General features: G+C 34.5%; 18 protein-coding genes. 12 read left to right on the top strand and 6 right to left on the bottom strand.

Translation table 11 applies throughout. From position 1 onward, the window contains the following. Both RB619_RS10890 and RB619_RS10885 read left to right on the top strand, forming a co-directional pair. Positions 1-408, top strand: coding sequence for a c-type cytochrome (locus RB619_RS10890; RefSeq protein ID WP_308097278.1), 408 nt, complete (start codon positions 1-3; stop codon positions 406-408). Between the two features lie 139 nt (positions 409-547). Continuing rightward, positions 548-997, top strand: coding sequence for a GyrI-like domain-containing protein (locus RB619_RS10885; protein WP_308097276.1), 450 nt, complete (start codon positions 548-550; stop codon positions 995-997). A 45-nt stretch (positions 998-1,042) separates the two neighbouring features. Here the strand turns inward: RB619_RS10885 and RB619_RS10880 are convergent, their stop codons facing one another. Beyond that, on the bottom strand, positions 1,043-3,103 hold the full coding sequence (locus RB619_RS10880) for a M13 family metallopeptidase (protein ID WP_308097275.1): 2,061 nt from the start codon (positions 3,101-3,103) through the stop codon (positions 1,043-1,045). A 202-nt stretch (positions 3,104-3,305) separates the two neighbouring features. On the opposite strand from RB619_RS10880, the gene RB619_RS10875 reads away from it, so the two are divergent. From RB619_RS10875 to RB619_RS10855, 5 genes are all read left to right on the top strand, one after another. Next, positions 3,306-4,229, top strand: a complete 924-nt coding sequence (locus RB619_RS10875; protein ID WP_308097273.1) for an EamA family transporter — start codon at positions 3,306-3,308, stop codon at positions 4,227-4,229. A gap of 288 nt (positions 4,230-4,517) precedes the next feature. Next, positions 4,518-5,183, top strand: coding sequence for an SCO family protein (locus RB619_RS10870; RefSeq protein WP_308097271.1), 666 nt, complete (start codon positions 4,518-4,520; stop codon positions 5,181-5,183). A 103-nt stretch (positions 5,184-5,286) separates the two neighbouring features. Continuing rightward, positions 5,287-5,526, top strand: coding sequence for a FeoA family protein (locus RB619_RS10865; RefSeq protein ID WP_133523765.1), 240 nt, complete (start codon positions 5,287-5,289; stop codon positions 5,524-5,526). Then, the gene (feoB, locus tag RB619_RS10860) at positions 5,526-7,625 is read left to right on the top strand and encodes a ferrous iron transport protein B (RefSeq protein WP_308097267.1); all 2,100 of its coding nucleotides are present in this window, start codon (positions 5,526-5,528) and stop codon (positions 7,623-7,625) included. Before RB619_RS10865 ends, feoB begins: the two co-directional genes overlap by 1 nt. 6 nt (positions 7,626-7,631) lie before the next feature. Beyond that, positions 7,632-7,754: a FeoB-associated Cys-rich membrane protein gene (locus tag RB619_RS10855; RefSeq protein ID WP_208110888.1), complete on the top strand. Its 123-nt coding sequence runs from the start codon at positions 7,632-7,634 to the stop codon at positions 7,752-7,754. A gap of 139 nt (positions 7,755-7,893) precedes the next feature. Here RB619_RS10855 and RB619_RS10850 read toward each other — a convergent pair whose 3' ends face one another. From RB619_RS10850 to RB619_RS10840, 3 genes are all read right to left on the bottom strand, one after another. Further along, positions 7,894-8,547: an HD domain-containing protein gene (locus tag RB619_RS10850; RefSeq protein WP_308097262.1), complete on the bottom strand. Its 654-nt coding sequence runs from the start codon at positions 8,545-8,547 to the stop codon at positions 7,894-7,896. Positions 8,548-8,768: 221 nt separating this feature from the next. After that, positions 8,769-9,761, bottom strand: a complete 993-nt coding sequence (locus RB619_RS10845; protein WP_308097260.1) for an acyl-ACP desaturase — start codon at positions 9,759-9,761, stop codon at positions 8,769-8,771. A gap of 45 nt (positions 9,762-9,806) precedes the next feature. Further along, complete coding sequence (locus tag RB619_RS10840) at positions 9,807-10,553, bottom strand: lysophospholipid acyltransferase family protein (protein ID WP_308097257.1); 747 nt, start codon at positions 10,551-10,553, stop codon at positions 9,807-9,809. Between the two features lie 125 nt (positions 10,554-10,678). Between RB619_RS10840 and rnpA the strand changes: the two genes are divergently transcribed. From rnpA to RB619_RS10820, 4 genes are all read left to right on the top strand, one after another. Next, positions 10,679-11,083 carry a ribonuclease P protein component gene (gene rnpA / locus RB619_RS10835; RefSeq protein WP_308097255.1) on the top strand — a complete coding sequence of 135 codons (405 nt, stop codon included), beginning with the start codon at positions 10,679-10,681 and terminating at the stop codon, positions 11,081-11,083. 70 nt (positions 11,084-11,153) lie between these two features. Further along, complete coding sequence (locus RB619_RS10830; RefSeq protein ID WP_308097252.1) at positions 11,154-12,005, top strand: DUF4349 domain-containing protein; 852 nt, start codon at positions 11,154-11,156, stop codon at positions 12,003-12,005. A gap of 2 nt (positions 12,006-12,007) precedes the next feature. Further along, a complete protein-coding gene (locus RB619_RS10825) occupies positions 12,008-13,645 on the top strand; it encodes a S41 family peptidase (RefSeq protein ID WP_308097249.1) in 1,638 nt (545 codons plus the stop codon). 7 nt (positions 13,646-13,652) lie between these two features. Beyond that, complete coding sequence (locus tag RB619_RS10820; RefSeq protein WP_308097247.1) at positions 13,653-14,456, top strand: OmpA family protein; 804 nt, start codon at positions 13,653-13,655, stop codon at positions 14,454-14,456. 148 nt (positions 14,457-14,604) lie between these two features. On the opposite strand, the gene RB619_RS10815 is transcribed toward RB619_RS10820, so the two are convergent. Continuing rightward, positions 14,605-15,051: a GNAT family N-acetyltransferase gene (locus RB619_RS10815; RefSeq protein WP_308097245.1), complete on the bottom strand. Its 447-nt coding sequence runs from the start codon at positions 15,049-15,051 to the stop codon at positions 14,605-14,607. A gap of 113 nt (positions 15,052-15,164) precedes the next feature. Continuing rightward, positions 15,165-15,812, bottom strand: a complete 648-nt coding sequence (locus RB619_RS10810) for a DUF1579 domain-containing protein (RefSeq protein WP_308097244.1) — start codon at positions 15,810-15,812, stop codon at positions 15,165-15,167. Positions 15,813-15,826: 14 nt separating this feature from the next. On the opposite strand from RB619_RS10810, the gene RB619_RS10805 reads away from it, so the two are divergent. Then, on the top strand, positions 15,827-16,011 hold a 185-nt coding region (locus RB619_RS10805; protein ID WP_308097242.1), incomplete at its 3' end, for a hypothetical protein.

Here is a 16,011-nt window from a genome sequence, read left to right as displayed (position 1 = left end):
ATGAAAAAAGCAGTATTCTTAGCCGCTGTTATGGCATTTGCTTCATGCAAAAAAGAGAGTCAAGAACCATTTGGAAAATCAACTGAAAGTACGACAACTTCTGCAGAAGGAGAATCGGCGAAAGCCAAAACTCCATTAGATTTAGGAAAAGAAATTTTTGAAGGAAGAGGAAATTGTACTTCATGTCATCAGCCGGATCAAAAAGTTATTGGCCCAAGCATTAAGGAAATAGCAAAAATCTACAAAGACAAAAAAGGTGACATCACCACTTTCTTGAAAGGAAACGCAGATCCAATTGTTGATCCGAGTCAGTTTGCAGTAATGCAGACAAATTTTGCAATTACCAAAGAAATGTCTGATGAAGAATTAATAGCAATTGAAGCTTATATTTACAGTTATTCGAAATAAAACAAAATATCATTTAAACAAAAAAGGGCGCTAAATAAGCGTCTTTTTCGTTTTTGTTTTGAAATCAATTGCAGTTGCTGACATACTGTTGTCACAACTCGGTTTTAATTTTGTTTCATCACAAATAAATTAAAATACTATGTATAATCAAAAATTCAGCGTAATTGGCATTTCGGTACGAACAACAAATGAAAACGGACAATCTACAAAAGACATTCCAGATCTTTGGAACAAATTTATATCAGAAAATATTGCTGAAAGGATTCCGAATAAAGTAAACAACGACATTCTTTCAATTTACACCGATTATGAAAAGGATTACACAAAACCTTATACAACCATTTTGGGATGCGTAGTAGAAAATTTAGATAAAATTCCATCAGAAATGACAGGAAAGACAATTGATCCTCAGCAATATGAAAAATTCGTTGCCAAAGGGAATCTTGCAAATGGAATTGTATACAACGAATGGCTCAAAATATGGGAATCCAATCTAGAAAGAACATTCACAAGTGATTTTGAAGTATATGGCGAAAAGGCGCAAAATCCCGAAAATGCAGAAGTTGACATTTACATTGCAATTAAATAGAAATAAAAACGGCGCTTAATAAGCGCCGTTTTACTTTTTATAAGATTACCAGATTTTAACTCTTTTGTCTGGTTCAACATACATAGCATCTCCTTTTTTAATTCCGAATGCTTGGTAAAATGAATCTAAGTTTTGAATTGGCACAACTGCTCTGTACATTCCTGGAGAATGCGGATCAGTTTTAACTTGGCTTTTAATTGCTTCGTCTCTAGATTTTGTTCTCCAAACTGTAGCCCAAGAAATAAAGAAACGTTGTTCTGGTGTGAAACCATCAATTAATCCAGGATTTCCGTTTGCTTTCAAATACAATTGTAATCCATCATAAGCTGCGTTTGTTCCTCCTAAATCACCAATATTTTCACCTAAAGTAAATTTACCATCAACGTGAATTCCTGGCAATGGCTCTAAAGCGCTGTATTGAGCTGCTAATTCACCTCCAAGAGCAGTAAATTGTTTTAAATCGTCAGCTGTCCACCAGTCAACAAGATTTCCGTCTGCATTGTAACGAGCACCAGAATCATCAAACCCGTGAGAGATTTCGTGACCAATTACAGCTCCAATTCCACCATAATTTACAGCAGCATCAGCTTGGTAATTGTAAAATGGCGGTTGTAAAATTGCCGCTGGGAAAACAATCTCGTTGTAAGATGGGTTGAAATAAGCATTAACTGTTTGCGGAGACATTCCCCACTCTGTTTTATCAACTGGTTTTCCTAGTTTAGCTAAATTGTCTGCATAAGCCCATTTTGAAATATTTTTCATATTATCAAAATAAGTACCACCTTCTTTAACGTCTTTAAGCTCTAATTTTGAATAATCTTTCCATTTATCAGGATATCCAATTTTAACCGTTAATTTTTTTAATTTTTCAATAGCTTTCACTTTAGTTTCAGCAGACATCCAAGGCAAAGCATTGATTCTGTTTTCATAAGCCAACATTACATTTGCAATCATGTCTTTTGCTTTTGCTTTTGCTTCAGCAGGGAACAATTTCTCTACGTAAAGTTTTCCTAAAGCTTCACCAGTTGCTCCATTGATTACTTGCAAAGCAACTTCCTCACGTGGACGCTGTTTTAAAGCTCCAGTTAATGTTTTTCCGTAAAAATCAAAGTTTGCGTTTTCAATCTCTGTAGTCAAAGTTGAAGCCGCTCTGTTTAATAATGACCATTTTAAGTACTCTTTCCAAGCTTCTACTTTCTTTTCAGTAAAAGTCTTTTCTAAAGCGATCATGTAACGAGGCTGCGCCACATTTACAGTATCTAATTTTGCCATTCCAATTCCAGTGAAATATTTTTCCCACTGAATAGATGGCGTATTCTTTTTCAAATCAGCAACAGCTGTTGGATTGTATTGTTTTCTTCTGTCTCTTCTTTCAACACGATCCAATCTTGGCGCAGACATTTCAACTTCTAAAGCTAAAATTTGTTTTGCACTTTCTTTAGCTTTTGCAGGAGATTCTCCAATGAATTGCATCATACGAGCAACGTGAAGTTCATATTTCTCACGTTTTTCTTTAGAATCTTTATCATCTGAATTGTAGTAATCTTTATCAGATAATCCTAAAGTACCCGGGCTTAAGCTTACAGAATTTTTGTTACTGTTTTTAGCATCAGCACCAACATAAACTCCAAAGAAACCTGATCCGCCAGAAAGTTGCATTTCAGTAATATAATTTTGAAGATCGGCTACATTTTTAATTGCATCGATTTTCTTCAAATAAGGTTGAAGCTGTGTAACGCCTCTTTTGTTTCTTCCAACAGTATCCAAGATAGTGTTGAACAAAGCGATTGCTTTACCTTGATCAGTGTTTGATTTATACTTCGGATCTTTCGAAGCTTCTTTCAAAATAGCTAGAGAATTCTCGTCTGTTTTTTGACGTAATTCATTAAAACTTCCCCATGAATTTCTATCACTAGGAATTTCAGTCTTGTCAAGCCAAGCTCCGTTTACATAACGAAAAAAGTCCTGACCCGGACTCACTTTTGTATCCATATTTGCAATATTGATACCTGGTTCTTTTGGTTTTGCATCTTGAGCTTGAACTGCAGTTAATGAAAACATTGCAGAAACTACACAAAACATAGGTTTAGTAAGCTTTTTAATCATTATAATTTATTGTTTTAGTATATATACAAACGTATTGTTATTATTTTGAATATTATGTTAAAATTTTCCAATAATTAAAGCTGAAATCTAATATTCATTATTAGAATGGAATGCAGTTAAAACTTTCATCAATAATTTGTGCGATTTATACCCAATGTTTGAAATTGTTTTTGGAATATTTGTCAAAAGAAAAAACAGAAAAGTGAAAGCAAAAATTCAGAATGCCGTTTCAGGAAAAATTGAAATAATTGGACTTCCAATTCTGGCTTTGTGCTGGGTAAGTTTTGGTTGGGGAACAACTTGGCTTGCATCAAAAGAAGGTGTAAAACACATGCCGGCGCTTCAATTAGCCATGATTCGTCAATTTTTAGCGGGACTAATTTATGTTGGTTATTTTCTTCTGAAAAAAGAACCTTGGCCAAAAGGAAAACAATGGATTACCATTCTGATTCTGGCTTTTTTGAATTTTGTGTGCAGTAATGGACTAAGCACTTGGGGCGTAAAATACATCAGCAGCGGTTTGGGCGCCATAATAAGTGCTATATTCCCAATTTGGATTATTATCATTAATTTTTTCAATGGTGAAAGAGTTGCAAAACTGGCCATAACTGGAATTTTCATCAGTTTTGGAGGCATTTGTATTATTTTTATGGATCATTTGACGGAATTTTTCAAACCTGATTTTCAATTCGGAATATTCTTGACTGTTGTTTCGACGATTACTTGGGCTTTCGGAATTTTATTTATCAAGAAAAAAGCAGCGAGTTTCAATCCATATTTTAGCTTGGGGCTTCAAATGCTAATTTCCAGTTTTTTACTTTTTGGAATTACAGAACCGTTAGGAATGAATATTTCATTATCTGAAATTCCAGCCGAATCTTGGTGGTCAATTGGCTATCTTGTAATTATTGGTTCCGTTTTGACTTTTATTGCTTTTATCTACACGTTGCAACATCTTCCAACAGAAATCAGCAGTATTTATGTTTATATCAATCCAATTGTTGCGATGGTTTTAGGGTTTTTTATTTTTGGAGAAATGCTTACGCAAGCCATAATTATTGGTGGGATTGTTACTTTGATTGGAATATATTTGGTGAACAAATCGATTCGTAAGCCGAAAGTTTGAAAACAATTAATTGCGATTTAATCTCGCAAAGGCGCGAAGGCGCAAAGATTTTTAACACGTTTGTCAGGCTGAGCGAAGTCGAAGCCTCGTTAGCAGCTCCACAAAGATTGGCGATTTTGCATCCAGAGTTACTTGCGGGGCTTCGACTTCGCTCAGCCTGACAAACTGAAAATTAATCTTTAATTTCAAAATTAAACTTTGCGAGATTAAACCTCAAACCTTGTTAAAAAGTGTTATAGCCGTCGCTTTTAAAACGCTCTTTTCGTATTTTTGCGCCAAATTATTTTTATGAAATCGCTTTTATATAAATACCGCAAATTCTTTATTGTTTTAATTCTATTTTCGGTTGTCACTATATCTTTATTTTATTCGGCTTTAAAGCCACAAAAAACGCTTCCAATTTACAATCCATCTGATGTAAATCCAGAATTGGTAGACAGCACTATTCAATACAAAAGCAAATACCACACGATTGCCGATTTCTCTTTTGTAAACCAAAATGGCGACACCATCACCCAAAAAAATTATGAAGGGAAAATTTATGTTGCCGATTTCTTCTTTACAACCTGCGGTTCTATTTGCCCAAAAATGTCAACGAATCTTGTTGATGTTCAAAAAGCAGTTTTAAACAATCCAAAAGTAATGTTGCTTTCACATACTGTTTTCCCTGAGGTTGACAGCGTTTCTGTTTTAAAAGCATATGCAATAAAATATGGCGTTGTAGACAGCAAATGGAATTTGGTTACCGGCGATAAAAAAGAAATTTACACCATGGCCAGAAAATCCTATTTGGCAGTAAAATTGGGAAGACCAGATCAGCTTTATGATATGGTACATACAGAGAATTTTGTTTTGGTTGATCAAAAAAGACGTGTCCGCGGCTTTTATGACGGAACAAACAAAGAGGAAATCAAACGTCTTTTAGAAGACATCGATTTCTTGTGCAAAGAGTAAAATCCCTTATTTTTAGAAAGATTTAGCATATTCAAAAGTGTTAAATGCCTTGAAATAAAGAATTATTGCCTACTTTTGCAATCTAAACTCAATCTAAATAAGCTTGCAAAATACAATTCACACTCTGAAAAAAGGCGAGAAAGCCATTATCAAAGATTTTGATATCGATCTTATTCCTCTAAAATTATTAGAAATGGGTTGTTTGCCAGGAAGTGAAGTCGAATTACTACAAATTGCTCCATTTGGAGACCCTTTATATCTTGACATTAACGGTTCGCACGTCGCGATTCGTATTGAAACAGCTCGTGAAATTGAAGTTGAACTTATCAAAACCAATTTGTAATGAGTGTTCAAAATATTAATGTTGCCCTTATCGGGAATCCAAATACCGGAAAAACTTCTGTTTTTAATCAATTAACAGGTTTAAATCAGCAAGTTGGAAATTATCCCGGAATTACTGTTGAGAAAAAAATCGGGTTTTGTAAACTTCCGCATAACATCAAAGCCAATATTCTGGATTTACCAGGAACCTATAGCTTGAATGCCAGCTCAATGGACGAAAGCGTTGTTATTGAACTTTTGCTGAATAAAAACGACAAACTTTATCCCGATGTTGCGGTAGTTGTAACCGATGTTGAAAACCTGAAAAGAAATTTACTGATTTACACTCAGATAAAAGACCTTGAGATTCCGACGATTTTAGTCATTAATATGTCTGATCGTATGGAACGCAAAGGAATTTCATTAGATATTCCATTTTTAGAAGAAAAACTAAAAACTAAAATCGCATTAGTAAGTTCACGTAAAGGTTTAGGAATTGATGCTTTAAAAGAATTGATTGTTTCGTACAAAACTATTCCGCACGAACCTTGTTTAAATGCTTCGGTTATTGATGAAGAATATTTTGAAAAGTTGCAACACGCTTTTCCGAATCAATTATTATATAAATTATGGCTTGTAATTACGCAAGACGTTAATTTCTCGAATTTAGATCGAAATGAAATTCGAAGCACTTTTACCAAATCACATTCGGAATTAAAGCGTTTACAGCAAAAAGAAACCATCAAGCGTTATCAATTTATAAATGATGTTTTAAAAGAAGGTTTAAAAGTCGATGCTTCAATTGCAAAAGATGTTCGTGCAAAAATTGATCGCGTTTTAACGCACAAGGTTTGGGGTTACGTCATTTTCTTTGCCATATTATTTCTGATTTTCCAATCGATATTCAGCTGGTCAACCATTCCGATGGATTTCATTGACAGCACTTTTGCATCTTTAAGCGCTTGGACTGCCAAAGAATTGCCAAGCGGTATTTTAACCGATTTGCTTTCACAGGGAATCATTCCGGGAATTGGTGGGGTTATTATCTTTATTCCGCAAATTGCCTTTTTGTTCTTGTTCATTTCTATTTTGGAAGAAAGTGGCTATATGAGCCGTGTTGTATTTTTGATGGATAAAATAATGCGCAAATTCGGGCTTTCAGGAAAAAGTGTTGTTCCTTTAATTTCAGGAACTGCCTGTGCAATTCCGGCTATTATGGCAACGCGAAATATCGAAAACTGGAAAGAACGTTTGATTACCATTCTAGTAACTCCGTTTACAACCTGTTCTGCAAGATTGCCAGTTTATGCGATTATCATTTCATTAGTGATTCCGAGTACACGTGTTTTTGGTATTTTAAATCTTCAGGGATTAACATTGATGTTTCTGTATGTTTTAGGATTTGCTGCGGCAATTATATCGGCTTATATTTTGAATAAAGTTTTAAAACTTCAGTCAAAAACCTATTTTGTTGTTGAAATGCCGAATTACAAAATGCCCCTTTTTAAAAACGTCGGAATTAATGTTGTAGAGAAAACGAAAGCTTTTATTGTTGGCGCTGGTAAAATCATCTTGGCGATATCTGTTATTTTATGGTTTTTGGCTTCATACGGACCAGGAAAAGATTTTAATGAGGCAGAAGCTATCGTAAAAGAAAAATTCGCAACGACGACTTTAACTGAAGTTCAGTTTGAAAATGAAGTCAATTCGCAAAAACTCGAGAATTCATACATCGGATTAATGGGAAGAGCAATCGAACCAGCAATCGCTCCTTTGGGTTATGATTGGAAAATCGGAATTGCATTAATCAGTTCGTTTGCTGCGCGTGAAGTTTTCGTTGGAACGCTTGCTACAATTTACAGTGTTGGCGACAGTGACAACGAAGCAACAATAAAAAGCAAAATGCAAGAAGAAATTCACCCAGATACCGGACAAAAAGTATTCAATTTTGCAACGGGAATTTCTTTATTACTGTTTTATGCTTTTGCGATGCAGTGCGCAAGTACACTAGCAATTACTAAAAAAGAAACCAATACTTGGAAATGGCCAGCAATGCAGTTAGTATTTATGAGCGGACTTGCTTATTTTACAGCTTTAATTGCATATCAAATATTAAAATAAAAGATCATGATTCAGGAAATTATAGCTTTTGCCATATTAGGATTTGCAGTCGCTTTTTTGATCAAAAAATTCTTTTGGAAATCTAAAAAGAAAAAAGACTGCGGTGATGGAAATTGCGGCTGTAGTTAGTTTTTTTTTAGGCATAAAGTAAAAAAGCTGTTCAGTTGAACAGCTTTTTTTAGTTTTCAGTCGCAGTCGCAGTTTTCAGTTCTGGACTGAGACGAAAAACTGAGACTGAGACTGAGACTGAATACTGAATACTGAACACTTACTTCACTCCTTCCCACTCAGCATAAAACTGAGCTAGAAACAGTTCCATAAAACGATGTCTTTCAGTTGCGATTTGTTTTCCTTTTTCGGTATTCATTTTATCTTTTAAAAGCAGAAGCTTTTCGTAGAAATGGTTTATTGTTGGAGCATTGTTCTTCTTGTATTCCTCTTTTGTCATATTCGTCAGCGGAGCGATTTCTGGATCATACAATGCTCTGTTTTTAAATCCGCCGTAATTAAACGCTCTTGCAACTCCAATCGCGCCAATTGCATCCAAACGATCTGCATCTTGAACAATATCCAATTCAACAGAAGAAAACTTCTTTTCAAAATTTCCGCCTTTATACGAGATGTTTTCGATGATATTTACAACATGTTGAATAATTTCTTCTGAAACACCTTCTGACTCTAAAAATAAACGAGCTGTTTTTGGGCCAATAGTTTCATCTCCGTTGTGAAATTTACTGTCGGCAATATCATGAAGTAAAGCGCCTAATTGTACAACTTTAAGATCGCAAGCTGTATCATTTGCAATTAAAAGAGCGTTTTTATAAACACGCTCGATGTGAAACCAATCGTGTCCGCCTTCGGCATCATTTAATTTTTCTTTTACAAAAGCAATTGTTTTATTTATTAATTCGGAATTGTTCATGATCATATGTTGTATTTTCTTGTGATGTTAATGGCACGCAGATTTGGCAGATTTAAGCGGATAAACGCAGATTTCATTTTGTTTGTAATCTCTAAATAAAAAATGTTGATTGTTAAAGTTTTAAAACCTCAACAATCAACAATATTTTCAATATCAATATCAATTGCAAAAATCAAGATTCAGAACAATCTAAAATCTAAAATCTGCAATCTAAAATTAATTTAAAGTCTAGCTGGCTCTACCCATTTAAAGATATGGCCTTCTGCAGGAATTACTAATCTTTCAGAAATTCTAGCCATACGGGCTGGTAATTTCATTAAGTAATCACGTGCTTTTTCTGCTTCATCTGTTAAATTAGAAACCTTATCAATTTCCCATTTGGTGATTAATTTCTGCATAATATCAACATAATCATTAGCTGTATAAACACCAATACGTTGTGCCGAATCAGAAAATTGTTCAAAAGCAGTACTTATCTTTTGCCCAGATTCTCTCAAGAAATGAGCCGGCATAACGATTTTTTGCTTCATCATATATTGAAACGCCAACATCATTTCGCTTGGGTCAACTTGAAAAATTCTAGTTACAAATTCGCTATAAGCATGGTGATGACGCATTTCGTCACCTGCAATCATTTTACACATTTTAGACAGTTTGTTATCACCAAATTTCTTAGCAATTTGTGCTACTCTATTGTGCGAAACATAAGTTGCTAATTCCTGAAAACTAGTATATACAAAGTTTTTGTATGGGTCAGTTCCAGTTCCAATATCAAACCCGTCGTTGATCAAGTGCTGTGTTGTCATTTCGATTTCACGCATATTCACACGACCAGACAAATACAAGTATTTATTTAAAAGATCTCCGTGGCGATTTTCTTCTCCAGTCCATTGTCTGATCCATTTTGACCATCCATTTCCGCCGTTTTCAATCTGATCCACACCTTCTACATCCATTAACCATGATTCATATGTAGGCAAAGCTTCTTCAGTGATAGTATCACCAACAAGCGTAACCCAGAAATCGTATGGTAATTCTTTAGCAATTTCGCGCAATTCTTTTACCTCTTCAAAGAAATTTTCTCCTTCAGAATTTGGTAAAAAGTCTGACGGTTGCCAAATTTTTTCCACTGGAATTAAATACTGTTCAACGAAGCTATCCACGTTTTTTTCCAAAAACTGCATTACTTCTAATCTAATGTTTTTTATAGACATTACTTATTTTAAATTTGGGTTTTATATTTTAGCTCGGACTAAAACTTAAACCTGTTTATACTCGTTTACTCCTTCAACTACAGCCTTTTCTGTCAAAGCCATTAATTCGGCAAAATCATAATCTTTTACTGCCATTGCTTTATGCGCAGTAAAAGTCAGACGGTTTCCTAAACCAACAGGAAACATACCGTAGCGAACCATTTTCCATGAATTATTAATACTCACCGGCACAACATAAGCCGACGGTGCGTATTTACATAAGATTTTTAAACCGCTTTGGGCAAATTCTTTAGGTTTTCCAGTCTTGCTGCGGGTTCCTTCCGGAAAAATAACTGCAGATCTGGTGTTTTTTTCGATATATTCAGACAAGCCTTTGATTACAGGAATCGCTTGTTTAGGGTCTTTACGGTCAATAAGCACTGATCCGCCGTGTTTCAAATTGAAAGAAACACTTGGAATGCCGCTTCCTAACTCTTTCTTACTTACAAATTTACAATGAAAACGTCTAAAATACCAAATCATTGCGATTATATCGTACATACTTTGGTGATTTGAAACAAAAATAATCGGCACACCAGTCGGGATAGTATCTGCGCCTTCAATTTTATACGTTGTTCCAACAAGATTCGTACATCTTAAAAGCCAAAAATTCAGGTAATCAACGCTTTTTTTGTGCGCTTGATAACCAAACACATTCAGGCAAATCCACTGTATTGGATGAAAAACAACCAAACACAATCCAAAACATAAATAATAAATAACGGAGATGGGGTACGAAATTATCTTTTGCATGCTTGAAAAATTAATTGCCAAAAGTAGTAAATAAATTTTTAGCGGTATAAAAATTGAAAACAATAACCGTTTTTCTGGTTTAATTGTACCTTTGCCCTAAAATTTGCAAATTTTTTCTGAACTAAATGAACTTCACTTACCCTAAAAATGAACGCTTAAAAAGCAAAACAACGATTGGATTACTGTTTTCTGAAGGAAAATCGGTATCAAAATATCCGCTTCGTTTGGTTTATCGTGAAGCGGAAGAAAATTCAGAAGAAAAAATCAAACTTGGCGTTTCGGTTTCAAAGAAATATTTCAAAAAAGCCGTTGACCGAAATTACTTCAAAAGAGTACTGCGAGAAACCTATCGACTAAACAAGCATTTACTTTTAGATCAAGTAAATCAGCCGTATTCCATCATGTTTTTTTATCAAACAAAAGACAAATTATCGTATCAAGAAATCAATACTAAAACGATTCAGTTGTTTGAGAAATTTCTGCAACAAATCAACAAAACTCCGGATTCTGAAAATAAAACAGAAGCCTAAATTTCAAAACGTAAGATTATTAATCAACTTAGACAAAAAAATCGTAGTTTTAGCTCTAAATTGAAATTTTATGCGACAACTTTTCTTTTTACTTGCTTTTGTTTTTCTCCTTTCCGGATGCAATAAATCGTATGAATCGGAAGACGCTGCAATGTCTATACAAACGGTAAAGATGCCTGCAAAAGCAGAAAATAATGCTTATGACAGAAAGCTAAGTCCAAACGATGCTCCACCGCCACCACCACCTCCAATCAAAGAAAAAATTGAACAAAAAATAATAAAGGAAGCCACTTTAAGATTTGAAACTGATAATCTGGAAAATACGTATAGCCAAATTCAAAAAGCGCTTGCGACCAGCAAAGCTCGAATTATAAATGATTCTGAAGGAAAAGATTTTGGATCTATTTTTAGGAATCTTACAGTAAAAGTACCAAGCCAGAATTTTGACCGTTTTATAAGTGATATTTCAAAAGGTGTTTCTTATTTTGAGGTCAAAAACATCTCCGCTGAAGACGTTACAGAACAATACATTGATCTGACCTCCAGATTAAAAACAAAGAAAAAACTCGAAGAACGCTATCTTGAAATTTTAAAGAAAGCGAACAAAGTCAGTGAGATTTTAGAAATTGAAGGGCAAATTTCAACAATTCGCGAAGAGATTGAAGCCAAAGAAGGACAACTGAAATATTTGGAAAGCAGGGTTTCTGAAAGCACTGTTAGTATTCAGTTTTACAAAACAATTGCCGAAAAAGAAGGCATCAAAATATCTTACGGTTCCAAATTATGGGAAGCAATTAAATCAGGATTTTTTACTTTATCCGATCTATTACTTTCGTTGTTAAGTGCTTGGCCGTTTGTCATACTGTTTTGTGTATTTGCCTATTTTATTAGAAAAAGATTAAAAAGAAGAAAAAAAGAATAATCATGTATCCTTATTTAAAAAAGAAGTTCGTCATACCAACCGTTGCAGCGGGATTATTATTTATTGGAACCAGTTTCAAAGAAGATTTTTTTGAAATTGCCAAGCAAATAGAAATCTTCACGACTTTATTCAAAGCCGTAAACACCAATTATGTAGACGAAACAAACCCGGGTGATTTGATGGATAAAGCCATTAAAAGTATGTTGGCAAGTTTAGATCCTTATACGGTTTACTTTAACGAACAAGATGTTGTGAATTTCAAAATCAACAACACTGGAGAATATACCGGAATTGGTGCTTTGATTTCGAGAAAAAAAGACCGCTTAATTGTTCGCGAACCTTACAAAAATTATCCTGCAGATAAAGCCGGATTAAAAGCAGGCGATGAAATCATTCAAATTGGCGATGTTTTAATTGCCGATTTTAAAGATGATGCATCGCAACTTTTAAAAGGAACAAAAAACACTAAAATACAGATTAAATACCTTCGTCAGGGAAAAACGAATAGCACAGAATTGGTTTTGGATGAAGTTGACATTAAATCAGTTCCTTTTTATGGAAAAATTGATGACAAGACGGGTTATATTGTTTTATCACACTTTAGCCGAAAAGCGGCTTTAGAAGTAAAAGAGGCTTTAGAAAAATTAAAAGCCGACGGAGCAACTCAAATTGTCCTTGATTTAAGAGGAAATCCAGGAGGTTTACTGAACGAGGCAATTGATATCTGTAATTTATTTGTTCCGAAGAATGAAGTAATTGTTACTACAAAATCGAGAATTGAGAAACACAATAACACTTATAAAACGACCAAAGAGCCTGTAGATACTGAAATTCCGCTTGCGATTTTAGTTAACGGAAGAAGCGCATCTGCATCTGAAATTGTTTCTGGAGCTTTGCAAGATTTAGATCGAGCGGTAATTCTTGGAAGCAGAAGTTTTGGAAAAGGTTTAGTACAACGTTCTGTTGACTTAACATATGGAACGCAGCTTAAAGTGACTATTTCTCGCTACTATACGCCATCTGGACGTTGTATTCAAGCACTTGATTATGCACACAAAGACAAAAATGGTGTTGCACAAAAAACGGATGCCAAAAATTTTAATGCTTTTAAAACCAGAAAAGGCAGAACAGTTTATGATGGTGGCGGTGTTTTACCAGACATTGAATTGGACGAAACTAAAATGAGTCCAATTACCAGCGCTTTATTAAAAAACGACGGTATTTTTGATTACGCAACGACTTACTATTACAAAAATCCAAATTTAGGAGACAAAATTCCAGTTCTTACTGATGCAGATTATGCAAGTTTCAAGCAATATTTGAAAACGAATAAAATCACTTTTGATACTGAAACCGAAATTGCGTTGAAAAATACTTTGGCTGCAGCCAAAACAGAAAAAATAGACGAAACAATCGCGCCAGAATATCAGCAATTATTAGCGGCTTTAGAAAAAAGCGAAACTACTTTGTTGGATAAAAATCAGAAGGAAATCAGGAATTTAATTCAGGAAGAACTCATCAAAAGATACCAATATCAAGAAGGTCTTTATCAATTTTATTTAAAAAACAATTCAGAAATTAAAAAAGCGGTCAGCGTTTTAAATAATCAAACTGAGTACAAAACGATTTTAAAAATGTAAAAATGAAATGAAACTTTGTTTAGCCCTATTTCTGTTTATTATTTACAATTTATCGGCACAGCAAAAACCTATTGAAACCATTTATTTTGAGTTTGACAAATATGATCTAACTCCCCAACAAACCGAAGTTGTAACTAATTTCATTAAAAGTATTGATACCACAAAAGTAGAATCAATACAAATCTACGGATACTGCGATGATCGCGGTACGGACGAATATAATTTTAGATTATCAAATAATCGAGCCAATACGATTCAGAACTTATTGGTATCTACCGGATTTAATCAAAGTAAAATAGTCATTTTAGAAGGAAAAGGCCGTATTGTAGTTCGGCCTGACACGATCGAGAATCTTCATGAAACTCGGACCCAGAATCGGCGGGTCGATTTGATCGTAGTAAAGCGAAATAGTTTTGGAAAAGGAATATACACCTCTTTCAAAGACAATCTAAAAGTTGGCGACAAAATATATCTAGAAAGCATATTGTTTGATATTGGAAGTTCTGTTTTAACTTCATCTTCTAAAAAAGAACTGGACAAAATTGCTGAAAAACTGCTCCGACAAAAAAGCCTACAATTTGAAATTAGAGGCCACGTGTGTTGTACACCCGATATGTACGACGACGGAATTGACAGAGCCACCAGAGAAAGACGTCTTTCCTGGAACCGTGCCAAAACGGTTTTCAATTATCTAAGCACTAAAAAAGTATCCAAAAACCGCATGACCTATCAAGGTTGCGGTAATAAATATCCGCTAGGAAAAGGAGATAAATACGACCGCAGAGTTGAATTTTTGATTACGAAGATTTAAAAGTTTTCAATTCAACGAAACTGAAAAAATCTTTTACAAACCTAAAGTTATACTTTAAAAAAAGCTGTTATTAAATTGTTTTTTAGGAAATTATTAAAACAAACGAATACACTATTTTATTAAAGCAACAATATTGCATTAACCTTTTTTACCCACGAATCATCTCAATATGTTCAATATCATCTTCCAGATACATTTCACTGGTTTGTACAAAACCGTGACTTTCGTAGAACTTTTTTAGATACAATTGAGCACCTATTGTAATCTGATCTTTTCCAAAATATTGCTTTATGGCAGCAATAGATTCACGCATTAAATCATGTCCCCATTTTCTATCACGATAATTTGCATCAACAACCACTCTTCCTATTGAAGCGTTATCGAAACTTATTCCTGCATCAAATAAACGCGTATAAGCGACGATTTTGCCTTCAAACTCGCCAATTAAGTGCAAACCTTTCTTGTCTTTCCCGTCAAGATCTAAATAAACGCAATTTTGCTCCACCACAAAGATTTCACTTCGCAGTTTGAGCAAATCATATAGCTCATGAACCGTTAAAGCCTCAAACGGCTTTATTTTCCATTTTAACTCCATTCCCTTTGTTGTTTCTTATTTTGGGGATTATTAATTAATACAAAATTACATGAAATAGAAATCCCGATCACAAATTGCAATCGGGATTTCTATTATTAATCGAAAGTAAATAACTATTTTTTCTTCATCACAATTTCCATGCTTTTGTATTCGGCGCCATTTTTGGTATCAAACATTTCCATTTTACGGGTTGTTGCGTCGACAATGGTGTAAAGCTCTCGATAAGGTGCTTTTTTCCCAGTTACCGGATTCACCACTTCTCCTTTTAATTCAATCGTTTTTGAACCTTCATCATATTTACCAACTGCCACCATCATTCCGGTTCCCATATTGTCGATAAAAGTGTTGGTGTATTCCTTGCTCGCATTGTTGTACGCCAAAGTACCTCTTCCTTCAAATGGAGATCCCATAATAGTTCCTTTATAATCCGTTTCTTGATAACGACCACCAAGAACCATTTTTACATTTGCTGTTGAAGTTGCTTTTTCTGGTTTTCCGTTTGGTTCATACCAAAAAGTCATGTCAACTGTCCATGTTCCAACTTCCTCAGCCATTATTTTATGTGGCTCGCCCGGTGTTGCATACGCCTGCCAAGCTTTTACTTGTGTAGCAGAATCTACTGGCGCTTCTGCTTCAGCAATTGGTTCTTCTGTTTTAATACTGTCTGAATCCTTTGTTGTTACTGTTTCTGTTTTTACTTCTTTTTTACAGGAAATAAAACTCAATATCAATACTACTAATATTCCGGTTACATTTTTCATAAGTATTTGTTTTTATGTTTGTTACAAACAAATTTAATGAAAAAATTTTAGTTTCAGGTTTGAAGTTTCAGGTTTCAGGTTTCAGGTTTCAGGTTTCAGGTTTCAGGTTTCAGGTTTCAGGTTTCAGGTTTCAGGTTTCAGGTTTCAGGTTTCAGGTTTCAGGTTTCAGGTTTCAGGTTTCAGGTTTCAGGTTTCAGGT

The organism is Flavobacterium sp. LHD-80 (assembly GCF_030929605.1).
Taxonomy (GTDB): domain Bacteria; phylum Bacteroidota; class Bacteroidia; order Flavobacteriales; family Flavobacteriaceae; genus Flavobacterium.
Note: the sequence above shows the minus strand (reverse complement) of the source record. Positions and strands in the feature narration are given on the sequence as shown.